At 40.2% G+C, this 16,034-nt stretch carries 17 protein-coding genes; 10 read left to right on the top strand and 7 right to left on the bottom strand.

Translation table 11 applies throughout. The features are described 5' to 3' along the window. Window positions 1-75: 75 nt before the first annotated feature. Window positions 76-615: a Crp/Fnr family transcriptional regulator gene (locus BM192_RS11020; protein ID WP_051760222.1), complete on the bottom strand. Its 540-nt coding sequence runs from the start codon at window positions 613-615 to the stop codon at window positions 76-78. Between the two features lie 2 nt (window positions 616-617). Beyond that, window positions 618-1,481 (bottom strand): alpha/beta hydrolase, encoded by an 864-nt coding sequence (locus BM192_RS11015; protein ID WP_081857567.1) that lies wholly within the window; start codon window positions 1,479-1,481, stop codon window positions 618-620. Window positions 1,482-1,640: 159 nt separating this feature from the next. On the opposite strand from BM192_RS11015, the gene BM192_RS11010 reads away from it, so the two are divergent. From BM192_RS11010 to BM192_RS10995, 4 genes are all read left to right on the top strand, one after another. Continuing rightward, window positions 1,641-2,831 (top strand): acyltransferase family protein, encoded by a 1,191-nt coding sequence (locus tag BM192_RS11010; RefSeq protein WP_051760223.1) that lies wholly within the window; start codon window positions 1,641-1,643, stop codon window positions 2,829-2,831. After that, the gene (locus BM192_RS11005) at window positions 2,815-3,843 is read left to right on the top strand and encodes a sensor histidine kinase (RefSeq protein ID WP_037444276.1); all 1,029 of its coding nucleotides are present in this window, start codon (window positions 2,815-2,817) and stop codon (window positions 3,841-3,843) included. Before BM192_RS11010 ends, BM192_RS11005 begins: the two co-directional genes overlap by 17 nt. Beyond that, on the top strand, window positions 3,836-4,528 hold the full coding sequence (locus tag BM192_RS11000; RefSeq protein ID WP_037444278.1) for a LytR/AlgR family response regulator transcription factor: 693 nt from the start codon (window positions 3,836-3,838) through the stop codon (window positions 4,526-4,528). The genes BM192_RS11005 and BM192_RS11000 overlap by 8 nt, the downstream gene beginning before the upstream one ends. Before the next feature lie 147 nt (window positions 4,529-4,675). Further along, a complete protein-coding gene (locus tag BM192_RS10995; protein ID WP_037444281.1) occupies window positions 4,676-5,719 on the top strand; it encodes an aldo/keto reductase in 1,044 nt (347 codons plus the stop codon). Window positions 5,720-5,791: 72 nt separating this feature from the next. Here the strand turns inward: BM192_RS10995 and BM192_RS10990 are convergent, their stop codons facing one another. Beyond that, window positions 5,792-7,324 carry a SulP family inorganic anion transporter gene (locus BM192_RS10990; RefSeq protein ID WP_037444284.1) on the bottom strand — a complete coding sequence of 511 codons (1,533 nt, stop codon included), beginning with the start codon at window positions 7,322-7,324 and terminating at the stop codon, window positions 5,792-5,794. A 212-nt stretch (window positions 7,325-7,536) separates the two neighbouring features. Here BM192_RS10990 and BM192_RS10985 point away from each other — a divergent pair, with 212 nt between their 5' ends. Next, window positions 7,537-8,595 (top strand): alpha/beta fold hydrolase, encoded by a 1,059-nt coding sequence (locus BM192_RS10985; RefSeq protein ID WP_051760224.1) that lies wholly within the window; start codon window positions 7,537-7,539, stop codon window positions 8,593-8,595. Here BM192_RS10985 and bla read toward each other — a convergent pair. The 3 genes from bla to BM192_RS10970 all read right to left on the bottom strand — a co-directional run bounded on the left by bla (window position 8,549) and on the right by BM192_RS10970 (window position 11,560). After that, a complete protein-coding gene (gene bla / locus BM192_RS10980; protein ID WP_037444509.1) occupies window positions 8,549-9,442 on the bottom strand; it encodes a class A beta-lactamase, subclass A2 in 894 nt (297 codons plus the stop codon). The two genes, BM192_RS10985 and bla, sit on opposite strands and share 47 nt — an antisense overlap. 115 nt (window positions 9,443-9,557) lie before the next feature. Beyond that, window positions 9,558-10,967, bottom strand: coding sequence for an alkaline phosphatase (locus tag BM192_RS10975; RefSeq protein ID WP_037444287.1), 1,410 nt, complete (start codon window positions 10,965-10,967; stop codon window positions 9,558-9,560). A gap of 140 nt (window positions 10,968-11,107) precedes the next feature. Further along, the gene (locus tag BM192_RS10970) at window positions 11,108-11,560 is read right to left on the bottom strand and encodes a GyrI-like domain-containing protein (RefSeq protein ID WP_037444289.1); all 453 of its coding nucleotides are present in this window, start codon (window positions 11,558-11,560) and stop codon (window positions 11,108-11,110) included. A 185-nt stretch (window positions 11,561-11,745) separates the two neighbouring features. On the opposite strand from BM192_RS10970, the gene BM192_RS10965 reads away from it, so the two are divergent. The 4 genes from BM192_RS10965 (at window position 11,746) to BM192_RS10950 (ending at window position 15,311) form a co-directional block, all read left to right on the top strand. Continuing rightward, a complete protein-coding gene (locus BM192_RS10965; protein ID WP_037444291.1) occupies window positions 11,746-12,327 on the top strand; it encodes a PhnA domain-containing protein in 582 nt (193 codons plus the stop codon). A 243-nt stretch (window positions 12,328-12,570) separates the two neighbouring features. Beyond that, entirely contained in the window at window positions 12,571-13,791 is a 1,221-nt protein-coding gene (locus BM192_RS10960) for an MFS transporter (RefSeq protein WP_394358821.1), read from the top strand. A 4-nt stretch (window positions 13,792-13,795) separates the two neighbouring features. Further along, window positions 13,796-14,017: a hypothetical protein gene (locus tag BM192_RS10955; protein WP_037444297.1), complete on the top strand. Its 222-nt coding sequence runs from the start codon at window positions 13,796-13,798 to the stop codon at window positions 14,015-14,017. 79 nt (window positions 14,018-14,096) lie between these two features. Then, window positions 14,097-15,311, top strand: coding sequence for a BamA/TamA family outer membrane protein (locus BM192_RS10950; RefSeq protein ID WP_037444298.1), 1,215 nt, complete (start codon window positions 14,097-14,099; stop codon window positions 15,309-15,311). Here BM192_RS10950 and BM192_RS10945 read toward each other — a convergent pair. Next, on the bottom strand, window positions 15,289-15,771 hold the full coding sequence (locus BM192_RS10945) for a hypothetical protein (protein WP_139218430.1): 483 nt from the start codon (window positions 15,769-15,771) through the stop codon (window positions 15,289-15,291). The genes BM192_RS10950 and BM192_RS10945 overlap by 23 nt on opposite strands. A 28-nt stretch (window positions 15,772-15,799) precedes the next feature. Here BM192_RS10945 and BM192_RS10940 point away from each other — a divergent pair, with 28 nt between their 5' ends. Next, window positions 15,800-16,033 (top strand): hypothetical protein, encoded by a 234-nt coding sequence (locus BM192_RS10940; protein ID WP_037444306.1) that lies wholly within the window; start codon window positions 15,800-15,802, stop codon window positions 16,031-16,033. The last annotated feature ends 1 nt before the right edge of the window (window position 16,034 follow it).

Here is a 16,034-nt window from a genome sequence, read left to right as displayed (position 1 = left end):
CTCTTGTTTATTTAAATCTGAAAACAAAATTAATCAGGCAATGCCGGGTCAGCCGATAACAATTGTTAATAAATCTCAACCCCGTCTGCGGATACGGCTTAATGACACTGAAGTGATTCCGAGATAAGAAGCAATATAGTGCTGAGGAATTCTAAGGATCATTTCAGGATTGTTTTCCAGCAAATCATGATACCGCTTTTCCGGACTGTCTTTTATCCTTGATAAAAAGAGCTTCTGGTAAACAAACAGTCTTTTTAAAATGGTTTCTTCCATTCTTTTGCGGAATATGGGTGAATTTTGCTCGATCTTATCTAATTCTGCTTTAGTGATTACTTTTATCACGCAGGGCTCTATAGATTCAATATTGAAAAGGCCGGGTGCGCCTGTTCTAAAGCTTTCAATCGAAGAAACCATTTCCCTCTCAAAGAAAAACTGTGTGGTGCACTCTTTGCCATTATTATTAAACCATACCCGCAGACAGCCACTCTCAATAAAAAAAGCTTTTTTAGAGATCTCACCTTCTCTTAACAAAATGGTCCTTGCAGGAACCTCTATAGTTTTAAATGAAAGTGTAAATTCTTTTAAAATAGCCTCATCAAACAAGCTTGTATCCATCCTTATTTAGTTGCCAGTATTTTCTTACTAAGCGCATTTACTTCTTTCAGCAGCAGTGGAAAAGCCGGTTGAGCCATTCCACCATGATCGAATCCCTGCAGTTCAAAAAGTCTCGTTGAATGATGCCCTGCTAGTTTCATCATTCTGTTCAGGTATGCATTCTCTTCGTATCTCCCAAGCAATTCCATCTCCCTGTCTCCTGTAATGAGCAGCATAGGTGGTGCGTCTGCCCTTACGTGGAATAAAGGAGCATATTTATCAATTACCGGCTGTGTATCTTTTATACCGGCTTCCTGTCTGACTGTGAAATGTGTAATTGCCTGTCCGCTGAAAGGAATAAGCCCGGCAATGCTATTTGCATCAATCTGGTACTTATTCAGATACTGCTTGTCCAGGGTAATCATCATTCCCAAATAACCACCTGCAGAATGACCGGAAATAAAGATTAGTTTTTTATTTCCTCCATAACTTTCAATATTTTTATAAACCCAGGCGACCGCTGCCGCAGCATCCTGAATATAAGCGGGTGCTTTAGCTTTAGGCGATAACCGGTATCCAACACCGATCACGGCAACACCTTTATCTTTTAATTCCTGCGGGATTTCTTTCTTCCCTCCAGTAATTCCTCCTCCATGAAACCAAACAATTGTCGCGAAATTCTTTACGCCTTTTGGATAATAAACATCTAATTTGCACTGCGCATTGAGGTAAGAATCATCACCAGATTCTGCCTTATTATAATAAGAAATGTCCTGCAAAGGTAAAACGGCAGTCTGTCCGTAACTCTTCGTCCCTCCAAGAAAAAGGCAGAATAAGAGTGAAAAACTGAACAGGATTCTTTTGATAAAAACAATAGTCGGCTTCATAATTTTAAGAATAGGTATCTGGTAAATTTAGGAATTAATCAATGCTGAAGATATTCAATTTTAGAATAATGCCCGCTTATCAGTGAAATATACCCCCTGGTCAAGAAAAATCTTATCCGATAAGTCTAAATCTTTCTTTTGCATCAAAAGAAAATGTAAATGAAAAATACAGAAAGACAGACCTATCTGGATTGGTTAAGAATTTTATCTATTGCGGGTGTATTATTTTTTCACTCAGCAATGCCTTTTGTTGCCGAAGATGGATGGCACCTTAAAAATGCGGAAACCAGTAATTTATTAATGGAGTCTAACTTTTTCCTGCATCTGTTCCGTATGCCCCTGCTATTCTTTATTTCAGGAACGGTAAGCTATTATATGATGCAAAAACGTTCTGCAGTAACGTTTATAGGTCTCCGGTTTCGCAGACTTTTCATTCCGCTTCTAGCCGGAATGTTTATAATTGTTCCCCCACAGATCTATATGGAAAGACTCGCTAGCGGATATCAGGGCAATTTCTGGAGCTGGTATCCTGATGTTTTTAACTTCATACTGTATCCTAAAGGCAGTTTTAGCTGGCATCATCTGTGGTTTATAGCTTATCTGTTTATTTACGACATCATGCTTGCACCTCTTTTTTCCTGGATGAGTGCCGGCAAAAGTGAAACCTTTAAAAATTTACTGGAATCATTAACCAGAGGTAAGAGGGTTTACTTACTAATAATTCCAGGTGTGATCTGGTATGCCCTTTTCAGCAGGAAATATCCGGAAACCAACGACCTGATAAATGACGGCGGTTATTTTATCTATTGGATCTTTTTCCTGCTGGCTGGGTTTATCTGTGTTGTGCAACCAAAATTAATGGATAGCCTGGAAAGAAACCGACGTTTTGCACTAACTACAGGCTTTTTAGCAATCATGTTCCTTAATTATCTTAGATGGAATAAAATAGAACCGGGCAATCAGGACTGGCCTTTTACCAGCCACCTGTATGTATACCTCTTTGATGCCATCAAACCAATCGTCGCGTGGGGTTGGGTACTCGCACTCGTCGGTTATGGCAAATACTATTTAAATCGTAAAGCCTCAGCACTCAATTACATGAATCAGGCCGCATATCCCTTTTATATTCTGCATCAAACTGTCATTGTTATTCTGGTTTATTACTTAATTCCATTACAACACGAAAGTATTTTATCTAAATATATTTATACTTTAGGGTTCACATTTTTTATTACCCTGCTTACTTATCATTTACTGATCCGTCCTTTTGCATTAACGCGTCTGCTATTCGGCATGAAGCCGAAAACCCCAATCAGTAATCAACTGGCACCAGATGAATACATTCCGTAAATATATTTCCCCGGCTTTCTACGGACTACTCATTTACTTCACCATAAGATTGCTGCATGACCTGGCTGTCGACGAACAGTTTTGGAAACGGGACTGGATGTTAAATTTGCTGGAAATGGCCTGTAGTGTACTCGTTGGCTATTTATGCGTATATACCTTCGAAAAACTCTTCCGTTTTTACGATCTTACCAGCGCATTACAAAGTAATTATCACGGCGTATTAAAGGAACTGGCTTTGCTGGTCATCGCGAATTTAATTGTTGTAAGCACCGTATTTATTCCAATGTGTGCATTGACCGATGATGGGCTCTCCTGGGGAGATCTTGCTGACCTCACTATCATACCGACACTTTATGCGCTGATTTATTACGGCATTGCGCGCAGTAGGCTTTGGCTTAAAGCTTATGTCGGTAATCGGTTACTATTGGAAAAAATAACTAATCAGCAACTGGAAACTGAACTTAAATTTCTAAAAGCACAGTATCACCCTCATTTCCTTTTTAACGCGTTAAACACAGTTTATTTTCAAATGGATGAGGATTTACCCGGCGCAAAAAAGAGTATTGAAAAATTCTCAGAGTTATTACGCTATCAGCTTTACGATCAGCAGCAAAAAGTTCCTGTTTTTAAAGAGATAGCTTATCTTAAAAGTTATATAGATCTTCAAAAGATCCGTAGTAGTGAACGGCTTAGACTGGAGCTGTTTTTCGACGAAAAGCTGAGTGATCAGCTGGTCTATCCTTTGCTTTTTTTACCACTGGTCGAAAATGCGTTTAAATTTATCGGTGGAGCCTATAAAATGAGTGTGAATGCCAGTATAGATCAGAAATGGATAACTTTCAGTGTACAGAATTCCATACCACTAATTACTAACGGACATTTAAAGTCTGGCGGTATTGGCCTGGAAAATTTAAAACGACGACTGGATCTGCTCTACGGAGAACGGCATGAACTGACACTTAAAAAAGAGGCGGACAGTTTTAAAGCCACTATAAAAATTGACTATGAATAACCCGATCAGTTGTATTATAACAGATGATGAACCTTATGCCCGTAAAGGATTACAAGGGTATATCGAAAAAATAGATTTTCTTGAACTCAGAGGTTCATGTGAAGATGCGATTGAACTCAGTGATTTATTGAGCCACCGACCAGTAGATCTCCTTTTTTTGGATATACAGATGCCCTTTATCTCTGGAATTGAGTTTCTGGAAACTGTACAAAACCCGCCGAAAGTTATATTCACAACCGCATTTGAACAGTATGCCATTCAAGGGTTCGAACTGGAAGTAATAGACTATCTGCTTAAGCCAATTTCCTACGACCGGTTCATTAAAGCCGCATGGAAGGCCAGAAATTATTTTGAGCTCAAACAAAGTAAAGATCAGCTGCCCTATCTGTTCGTAAAAACAAACGGTCGGTTAGAGAAAATCGTTTTTGACGACATTCTGTTTATTGAAGGCATGGAAAATTATGTAGCAATTTATTGCCGGGATAAAAAAATAATTACGTTAAGTACGATTAAAGCGCTGTTGGAGAAACTACCTGTAAAACGGTTTATACAAACGCACAAATCCTATATCGCAAGCATAAATAATATAGATTCCATAGAGGGTAATATCATATCCATTCAGAAATATCGGGTGCCGATCAGTAAATACTTACGTAAATCGGTGCTGGAATCAATTTCCAGGTGACAAATTATGACGGTTAAGAAATTGTAATCTGGATGTAGTCATTTTAAAATTTAATCCTCTAACCGAACTATTCACTGATATTTATTGTGTTATAAATAATGAACTGTTTTTTTATTACGGTTTTTATTAACACTAAATCACTATAAAATGGAATACAGACAATTAGGAGCATCTGGTTTATTTGTTCCGGTACTAAGTTTTGGGACGGGGACATTTGGAGGAAGTAATGAGTTCTTCAAAGCATGGGGACAGACGCAGGTAGCAGAAGCGACCCGATTAATAGATACATGTTTAGCGCATGGCGTAAATCTGTTCGATACCGCCGATATCTATTCAGACGGTTTAGCTGAAGAGGTATTAGGAAAAGCCATTGCCGGCAAGCAAAGGGATAAAATATTACTATCCAGCAAAAGCACATTTACTTTTGGAGAAGCTCCAAATAACCAGGGTTCTTCCAGATTTCATATACTCAGACAGATTGAAGGCAGTTTAAAAAGATTAGGTACCGATTATCTGGATATCTACCATATGCACGGATTCGACGGTAATACGCCCGTAGAAGAAACACTCCGCACCCTGGACGATTTAATTCAGAGCGGGAAAGTACGTTATATCGCTGCTTCGAATTTCTCGGGCTGGCATTTAATGAAGTCGTTGGGTATCGCAGAGAAATATGGCTGGAACAAGTACGTAGGACACCAGGTCTATTATTCCCTAAGCAACAGGGAATACGAATGGGAACTGATGCCATTGGGTCTGGATCAGAATGTAGGTTCTCTAATCTGGAGTCCTTTAGCCGGAGGCCGTCTTGGTGGAAAATTCAGCCGGAAAAAGGATTGGCCAAGCACAGGCCGTGTAATAGAGGGTGGAAGCCCGGTACCAGAGACAACTTTGGAGAAAGAGCATCTGTTTAAAATTACAGATATCTTAGAAGAACTGTCAGAAGAAACAGGAAAATCCATATCTCAGATTTCGCTCAATTGGTTACTACAGAGACCTACCGTTTCGAGTATAATTGTCGGTGCACGTAACGAAGCGCAATTAATTGAAAATCTTGGCGCCACTGGTTGGAACTTAACCACAGATCAGATTAAACGTCTGGATAAAGCAAGTGAAGTCGAGCCCGTTTATCCATACTGGCATCAGCGTTTAAATCTGAAATTAAATCCAATTCCAGAATTTTATAAATAAAGATTACGTACAATAAACCACCAAAAGAGTCATCGCTTTTTTGGTGGTTTTATATTATTAATCACCCAGTCACTAGTCGGCTACGACCTTATACTCAGGATCTTCAAGAATATTCACTTCGATCACGTCACCTGCGTTTTTTAGCAGTTTAATACAGTCCTCACTCAGATGATGCAGATGAAGGCTTTTACCCGCTTTCTGGTAACGCTCTGTCAATTTATTCAGCGCATCAATTCCAGACATATCGGCAACCCTGCTATCTTTAAAGTCTATAATTACCACCCGCGGATCGTTCATAATGTCAAATTTGTCATTAAACGCTGCAACGGATCCAAAAAACAACGGACCATAAATCTCATAGTGTTTGGCACCAGTTTCATCCATATATTTCTTTGCCCGGATCCGTTTAGCACTTTCCCATGCAAAAACAAGTGCAGAAATTATAACCCCTATCAATACAGCCAAGGCAAGATTATGCAATAAAACGGTAATTACTGCAACCAGTATCCCTACAAATACGTCCTGTCTGGGCATCCTGTTAAAGATCTTAAGACTTACCCATTCAAAAGTCCCGAACGCCACCATAATCATTACACCGGTTAGCGCTGCCATAGGAACCCGTCCGATCACAGGCGCGCCAAACAAAATAATCAACAATATCGTCAATGAAGCGACAATTCCAGAAAGCCTGGCCCTTGCACCTGCAGAAAGATTAACCAGCGTTTGCGCAATCATCGGACAACCGCCCATACCAAAGAAAAAACCATTGAGAATGTTTGCGCTCCCCTGCGCGATACATTCCTTATTTCCATTACCCTTGGTCGCTGTAATTTCATCCACAAGGTTGAGGGTAAGCAAGCCTTCTGTTAAACCAACTGCGGCCATAATTAAAGCATAGGGAAATATAACCTGAAGCGTTTCCAGATTTAACGGAATATTCGGGATATGAAACGGTGGAAAACCACCACTTACTGAGGCGATGTCACTAACAGTTTTGGTTTGGATACCAAAAATAAGCACAATAAAAAAGACGACTACGATAGCAACAAGAGAAGGTGGAACTGCCTTCGTGAACCTCGGCAGGAATATAACAATTGCAATAGTTAATGCAACCAGACTCCCCATTATGAGAAGAGGCATACCTGTTAGCCAGACTTCCGTCCCACCGGAAATGGTTTTGAATTGCTTAAGCTGTGCCATGAATATGATTATGGCTAAACCATTTACAAAACCGTACATAACCGGTTGAGGGACAAGCCTGATAAATTTGGCAAGCTTGAAGAGCCCGATCATAATCTGGATTACACCGGCCAGCGCCACCGCCGCGAAAACGAACTCTATTCCGTGAGAGTTCATCAAGGCTATTAAAACAACCACTACTGCACCCGCCCCACCGGAAATCAAGCCGGGGCGCCCGCCAAAAACCGAAGTGACTAAACCCATTATAAACGCAGCATACAAACCAGCCAGTGGTGGAAATCCTGCTAAAATTGCAAAAGATAAAGATTCCGGCATCATGGTCATCGCCACAGTCAGGCCAGCCAAAATTTCGGTTTTATAATTAACTTTTTGCGAAAAGTCGAAAAAACGAATACGTGAAGACATATCGAAGAAAAATGTAAATAAAAGAGACAAGTAGAATTACCTGATCAGGAATAAGATCAGTATGGATGGATTCAAAAACGGATCAGTGCTTTGTCACAGGGTTATATGAAACTTTATCTAATTTTCTCATTGCGATTGGTGTAAAAATAGAAAAAATTGACATTAAGTTCTAATTTTGAGCTATGAGGCTGATACTATTTCTGTTATTAATAATGACAACCCATTTCAGTCTGCCTGCCATGGCGCAACTGAAAACAGCCGATGATGCGGAAATGAAGAAACGCTATCTGAGCGCCAAAAATCAGTTCCTGACTTTTGAGCGTGAACATGGGAATTTTATTCAGACAAACAATGTCAATATGCATTACCTGAGCTGGGGAGATCGTGAAAAACCATGCCTGATCTGGGTTCATGGCAGTATGAATAATGGATATGAGCTCTTGAATATCGCTGACAGTCTTGTAAAGGCTGGTTTTTATGTGATCGCAATAGATTACTACGGACATGGACAAACTGCAATCCCGAAACATGAGGTATCGCTTTACCACGTCGCTGATGATATCAGATTCTTACTCGACAAGCTTAATATACCAAAAGCATTTATAGGCGGCTTTTCCAGAGGCGGGTATATTGCAACTGCCTTTTATGATGCTTATCCTGAAAAAGTTGAAGGATTAATTCTTGAGGATGGAGGTTCTGTGCCTTTCAGCAACTATTATCATAAACTTGGAACCGAAGCTTTAATGCAAAAAGCCGCCGAATTTGACCTGACAGAAAAAATGCCTTGGGACACCACTTATACCTCTGAATTTGATGCCTACAAAGCCTTGTATGAACCTGATGAAAATGGAAATCAATTCGCCATTCTAGCATTGCTTCGTATGGATTCTGCAAAAAAATGGTCTGTTATTTACGATAAAATGATGCCTCTTTTTAAAATGGCAAGCAGCAAACAGTTTCTTGACCTGATTTTAAGGCCATTCTCCGTCCCCTTATTTGCGAGATCAATTGTAACAATGGATCCTGGGGCCATCTTCAGAAACCTAAATGTTCCCCTACTCCTGCTCGATCCGGTTAGCGAAAATGATCCCATGCCTTTTGAAAAAGAGAATCAGGCTTTACACCAAAAACATTCGCGGTTGATAGAATACATTATCTACCAAAACACAACACATAATATTCATTATCAGCATCCGGAGCGCTTTACTAAAGACTTAATCCGGTTTATGAAGCGAATTCATCCCAGCTCAGTTTTGCAAGTTCAGCAATAATCTGGTCTGATGCTTTCTCATCTAATGCGGTCATAGATACAAATATGGCAATAGCGAAATGAGTTCCATCTGGCAGCGTTATAATGCCAATATCGTTGGTCGCTGCAATAATTCCGGCTTCATTCTGACCGGAATAGCCTGTTTTGTGTGCAACCTCTGTTCCTGTGGGTAGTTTCCCCTTGAGCTTTCCTGTACCTGTAGTTGTTCCTGCCATAATTTTCATCAGAAAATCATTTGTCGGTTGTTTAAGTAACTGACCCATGTAGAAACGTTTCAACAGCTGCGTAGCAGCATTTGCGGTCGTCCAGTTTTTAAATTGCAATTGATCGTCAGCGTGCATCTGTTCTTCTGTAGATCTTATTTCTACATCTTTGATACCCAGACTATGGATATATTTATTTACTATTTCCGGGCCACCCAGGAGTCTGAATAAAATGTCACAGCCATTATTATCACTTTGAGCGACAGTATAGAACAAGATTTCCGATAGCGGTAATTTTATATTACCCCCTGGATACTTATCTCTTAGGGGGCTCCAGGTATTTGGTAGCAGATCCTTTTTTTTAACCAGGATCTTCTGATCAAGTGTGAACTTATTTTGATCCACCTGCTTTAGCACCGCCAGGGCAAGATGAAATTTATAAACACTTTGCATAGGCAGATGTTTCTCTCCGTTTACAGAAAGTGTGTCTCCTGTTTTCAGGTTTATAATTGAAAAACCAATAGCGGCTGGTTTAGATTTTACCAACTCCTCTGCTTTTTGCCGTAAAACGTTATGCTGTGCAAAACCAGAGTTGGCAATGGACATAAACAGTGCACAGAAAGCCATTTTTTTAAAAAATATCATATTCTTAGGTCTCATCCACCTTTATCGATGGCTTGATAGCAAAAATACATATCAGAATAGAGTTAGTAGATATCTGCAGCAGATTTAATTCATAAACCTGCTGCAGATAAGCAATTTATTTCATCACGCCTGTTGCTTTCAGCATCAGGTTATGCAAATCTGTATTTTTAATAAAAGGTTTTAATTGCTCGCTGCCAGGCCCCAACATCGCTAGTTCTACAAAATCTGCCGAATGGTTCATAGAGCCGAAAGACACAGATGTATGTTTAGATTGTAGCTCTCCATATAATTTGAAAGGCAGTTTTTTAGGGTTATACAAACCGGTGTCGTCCAGTTTAAGGTAGTGAGATAGAATTTCTGTAGCCTGAGCCTTCGTAAACACCAATTTCTGCGCGGCTTCAATTCTGTCGATAACCTGGACCGGAGAATCATTTTTAGTAATTCCCTTTAATACCCATTCGTTGGTTTGCTTGAAAGACATAAACCGGTCAAAATTAGCATTGACATCGCCTTCAGCACTGAACAAACCAGGATTTGCATTCCCATGATCAGTAGTAATGATCACTAATGTGTTTTTATCCCTGTTCGCAAATTCAACAGCAACTCCAACAGCCTCATCAAAAGCGAGCTGATCGGATATTAATGCTCCAGCATCATTAGCGTGTGCTGCCCAGTCAACTTTTCCGCCTTCCACCTGTAACACAAAGCCGTTTTTCTTGCCGTCCATCAGCTGAATTGCAGTTTTGGTCATTTCAGCGAGAGAAGGCGTCTGCGCGGTCAATTCAGAACTACTGTTTCTGTCAAGTGCATAAGGCAGGCCATCTTCATAAAAAACACCCAAAACCGGTCTGGTCTCTTTTGAATCTTGAGCCTGAAGTTCTTTTCTATTACGGAGCACCGAATATCCTCGTTCTTTAAAAGCTTTAAAAAGATCTTTTTTATCTTTTCTTTTTGCACCATCAAAAAATTCTTCTCCGCCACCCAGCATCACATCAAAACGTAAATCAAGATATTGCAATGCAATTCCATCCTGGTCACTTCTGGCATCGCTATTTACACAAAAACCTGCAGGTGTGGCATGGGTAATAGGAACAGAAGTTACGCAGCCTACTGCTTTGCCTGCGTCTTTAAATTTCTGCAAAATAGGTTTATGAAAAGTACCATCCGGCCCGACGTTGATGGCGCCATTGTTAACCCGCACTCCTCCACCCCACGCAGAACTTGCCGCAGCAGAATCTGTTACTAACGCATCTGCAGATGCAGTATCCATTAGTGCTCTAACTGCCTTTTGCTGCTCATATAATGAGATCCAGTTTGTTACCTTACCAAATTTACGTTGCGCAAAGAGATTGGCCAGTGTTAACGTCCCGATACTCATTCCGTCACTAACCAGAAATATAATGTTCTTAGCCGTTCCGCTTGCTGAACCGGCCAAGTCTGTTCCGGCTGAAAAGCCGTATAAAGGGGCCAGCAATGAACCCGCCGCGACAAGGGTACTGTTCTTAAAAAAATCTCTTCTTTTCATTTATTTTAGTTTACCTGAATTCCGTCTTGATTAGTTTTGTCCGCAAATAACGGCTTGCGGGCAAAACTAACGTCGGCGCGGTAAACCCACGTTCAGCCTGTGTTAAGTTTATATTAATTCCAAAGGCTGTACGGAATTCATTATCGGGGGACGGAAATAAAAATATCCACCGTTGCGTTTTCAGGGTCTTGTGCCTTTTCACCATAAATTTCGAAATCGGAATCATAAGTCCTTTGGATATCGGAATTCCAAATGCCGGTCCACTCTTTATAAACTATTCCTTCATTCAATTTCCCTTTAGCCTGAAAATGCTTATAGTTTCCGGCAGCAATAGTATGACCGGTTAATCCTTCCGGAATCTGGCTTAGGTCGGCAACCGGGCATCCTAATATGGTAGTGTAAGGCTTGGTATAGTCATCTTCATAATCAGTATAGATACAATAGACCTCCGGCCCTGTCGTACCAGGTATCCCCGCAGCAATATTCTCTGAAAAAAAACGCTCCCATAATAAAGGTATGTCTTTTGCCGACTGGCCATTTTCATTGGTAGTTCTCACAGGAAGACCAATAATGTAAGTTTCTTCAATTCTCATAAGCAATATTAATGATTATGGAACCGGCAATTGGCAGCGGTTCCTCAGCAGGAAATATACTAATTAAATTAGGATAAAAATAACTATTCCGGGTTCTGTTAACTATCAATATTAGCAATACATTTACAGAAAAGGTCTTATTGCATAAAATATTTATCTTCGCCGTTCATTAACAAAGTATAAACATGAAACTGGAAGAACAAATACAACAACGAAGTGAGAATAAGTGTGAGTTATGCGGATCGGAAGACTCGCTGAGACTATACGAAGTTCCGCCAGTTAATGGAAGTACAACAGACAATACAATATTAATTTGCAGTAAATGCGAAGTGCAGCTGGAAAAGAAAGAAGAACTTGACAGCAAGCACTGGTTGTGTTTAAGCGGAAGTATGTGGTCGGAAGTTCCGGCTGTGCAGGTCGTTTCCTGGAGGATGCTTAATCGTCTACGCAACGAAAGCTGGGCAATTGATAACCTGGATATGATGTATCTGGATGACGACCTTTTGGCCTGGGCAAAAAGCACGGGTGATCATGAGAATGATACAACAATAGATTTCCATAAAGACGCCAACGGAAACATTCTGCAGACTGGAGATTCAGTGGTGCTCACCAGATCGCTCGATGTTAAAGGATCTACTTTAAATGCGAAGATGGGTACGGTAGTAAAGAACATTAGAATAGTTGAAGATAACACAGACCAGATCGAAGGAAAAGTAGAAGGACAGCTGATTGTTATCCTGACCAAATATGTAAGAAAGCAAGGTTAGCCATGCTTATCGACGCAGAAGGCCTGCAATAAATGCGGGCCTTCTGTATAGTATACCGGACATTCGTTTATGGTGTGCCTGCCCTTCGCGGATGCCCGCTCACAGGACTTTTTTATCTTGATCAGTTCCTGAATTTATATTGCATAATTTAAGTAATATACTCCATATAGACAAGTACTAAATACAATCTGACGTAGTCCTGTCATAACGCATCATTTTAAGCTGTACTTTTGCGCCCTTATTATGATGAGCAAGTTAACACATAAAACAATCAAATCGAAGAATCAGGGGATGGCTACGCTGCTTGCATTCGCACTGCTGCCGCTATCTGGCTTTGCCACCGATGTCTACATACCTTCACTACCTTCAATGGCTGCATCGCTACAGGTCAGCGACATACAGGTCCAGTTAACATTAAGTCTTTTTCTAATCAGTTACGGATTATCGCAACTATTTATAGGTAGTGTGCTGGATAGCTTTGGCAGATATAAGCTCAGTCTGATCAGTCTGCTGATATTTGCGGGAGCCAGTTTTGTAATTGCAACAACCCACCAGATTTACCTTATTTACCTGATGCGAATTATTCATGGTCTAACGGTGGGTACAATCGTTGTGGCTAAAAGAGCTTATTTCGTAGATTTATTTACCGGCGAAAAACTCAAACACTATTTAAGTTTATTTTCTATTATATGGTCTACAGGCCCGATTATAGCCCCTTTTATAGGTGGGTATCTTCAAACTTCTATGGGCTGGGAATCCAATTTTTATTTCCTGGGCGGTTTTGCCATCCTGCTGGCCATACTGGAATTTGTTTATAGCGGAGAAACGCTTAAACACGCTATGGAATTTAACCTGAAGAAGATCACATTGGTTTACGCTGATATGATCCGTACCTGGAGTTTTACACTGGGAATTATCATGCTTGGGCTTGCCTATTCGATGGTTATGATTTATAATATGTCTGGTCCTTTCATCATAGAACATCATTTCAAACTTTCTCCGATCATTGCAGGATACAGTTCATTATTCCTGGGATTTGCCTGGATGACGGGTGGTTTTATTGGCAAGGCAACTATCAATAAACCTTTCTTCAACAGACTAATCGTCAATGTATCTATTCAGGTTGTCTTTGTAGCACTAATGTGGATCAGCACGTTATATATAAACAACCTCTATACATTATTAGGCTTTGCATTTGTTATACACGTGGGTGCCGGTTTCACCTTTAATAATTATTTTACTTACTGTCTGAGTCAGTTTCCTAAAAATGCAGGAATTGCGGGCGGACTTACCGGCGGAATAAATTATGTTATTGTATCCATGATGAGTTATGGGATCATTTCATTATTACCGGCAAGTGACGAAAGAAACCTGAGTTACAGCTACATGATACTAATATTTATGTCACTGGTAATTATGTACGCAGTATTTAAACTCAACAGAAAACAAATTAAAGCTATCTAGGCCCGTGCAGCAGTATATATATAAGGATATTTTTAAAGGTAAAGCAAGAGAGTTATTAATCATCGGCAAAGAAGACAACACCGAGTACCGCATTTTTTGTGACGGCTCTTTACTGGGAATTCTTTTAAAGGATACAGTAAGCCAACCCGAGGCTAAGTGGACAACCGTTTACAATGTTCTGAAACCCATAGCAGGGCGTATCGGGCATTTTATTGATAGCCATTAATTGTATCAATTAAGCAAAAATGCTTTAGTTATTCGTTTGGCAAACTAATTGCATATGCGAATTACAAATTCGGCTCTATATGCATAAAAGTACAACGTTCCTCCTTTTTTTATTCATTTCTTATAACGCCAGCGCGCAAAATGCGAACAATGCGCTTAAAGTAAATAATGAAGTCCGGGACACGGCGAGGAAGAGAGATCTGATTGATATAGGTAAATCTATATTTCATATCAGAACTTCGCCTGCGCGTCAGGAAAACCCTAAGAAGGTTATGTTTTCTTTGCTTCCAATAGGTGCTACTGTACCGGGGGGTGGCCGTGCGTTGATTACCTCCACCAGTGCGGGTTTTTATCTCGGGGATAGAAAAACTACGGATATTTCCAACGTTACTTTCACGCCCTACTGGAATTTCAAAAGCCGTTTCGGATTACCTTTACGTTCCAGTATCTGGCTTTCGGATAACTCCTGGAATATTCAGGGAGACACCCGTTTTCTCGTGTATCCGCAGTATACCTGGGGAATAGGTAGCGGCAAGGAAGATGAGAAAATGCTGGTCGATTATAAATATGTTAGGTTCTATCAGAGTGCTTTGAAAAGAATCAAACCTTTTCTTTACGTCGGTTTGGGTTACAATCTAGATTACTTTGTGAATATCAAAACACCAGAACAGCGCCTGCAGGAATTTTCAGGTTACGATGTCGGCACAGAACAAGGCAATAACTCCTTCTCTTCCGGAATTTCACTGAACGTATTATATGATACTAGAAACAGTTCAATTAACCCACTTCCGGGTGCCTACCTTAACTTGGTTGTGAGAAACAATCCTGTATTTCTGGGTAGTAAAACCAACTGGAAGTCACTTTATATTGATGCACGTAAATATATTCCCCTGAACACCAGACCCCACCAGCAAAATGTACTCGCACTCTGGACTTATCTTTGGACCGGACTATCCAGCAATATCCCCTACCTTAACCTGCCTAGTATTGGTTGGGATCCATATAACAAATCGGGACGGGGAATAGATCAGAATCGCTATCGTGGAAAGGGCTTATTTTATATGGAAGGAGAATACCGCAGGGACATTACAGATAATGGATTATTTGGTTTCGTAGTGTTTGCCAACGCAACCTCAGTGACAGAAGCCAATAATCAGTTTAAGAAGATTCATCCGGCAGCAGGTACAGGACTGAGAATAAAATTCAATAAGGCATCTAATACTAATATTGCGATAGACTACGGTTTCAGTAAAGGTTTTTCTGGCTTTCAGATCAATCTTGGAGAGGTTTTTTAACGACCATGAGTGTATAGCTGTCTTTCCCGGTAATAGTCTGATAAACCAGATCATAACCGATATAGTAAGAACTGAGCTGCTCATTAGAAATCTCGTCTATATTTTTCTTCTGTGCGCCACCCGCGATAATAGCAGCAACTAAGGTCTCCAGTTCTGCCTTACCTGGCAATTGATAATAAAGCTGGTTAACCATTTGGTTGTCTGCATGGATACGGAACCAGGAAATCGCTTTTCCCTGTTCATTTTCGGCATTACCGAAGGCAAATGTTTTGTAAAGCTGGTTCTGCTGCTCTCCGGAAAGTTCAGGATGAATAACCCAGCCTTTACTTTTTAGGGACTCATTAACTTTGAAAACAGTTTGTCCAATGTAGCCATTCAAATCTTCCAGGGCAAGATTCTGTGCCGAGGCTGTATTGAAATGAAAAACCCATAAAAACAAACAGGCTAAAAAATACTTCATAAGGCAAATATAAATATCTTTGCCGCCGATGGAAGATATCATATACAATTTTACTGTATCCTATGAAGGAGCAGAGATTCAGGTAAGAATTACCGAAACTGAAATTGACGAAGAAGTATTTTTTTATGTAGAAATACCCGGTGAAGAAAAATTTGAAATATTCCTGTCAGAAGATGATGAATGGGTAACCAATGACGAGAACGGACTTGAAGAAGACCTGATCCTATTAATTGGTGATAAATTTGAAAGCATGCAGTCCTAAA

This window comes from Pedobacter antarcticus (assembly GCF_900112985.1).
GTDB classification, from domain to species: Bacteria; Bacteroidota; Bacteroidia; order Sphingobacteriales; family Sphingobacteriaceae; genus Pedobacter; species Pedobacter antarcticus.
This window is presented reverse-complemented; position numbering and strand designations above follow the sequence as displayed.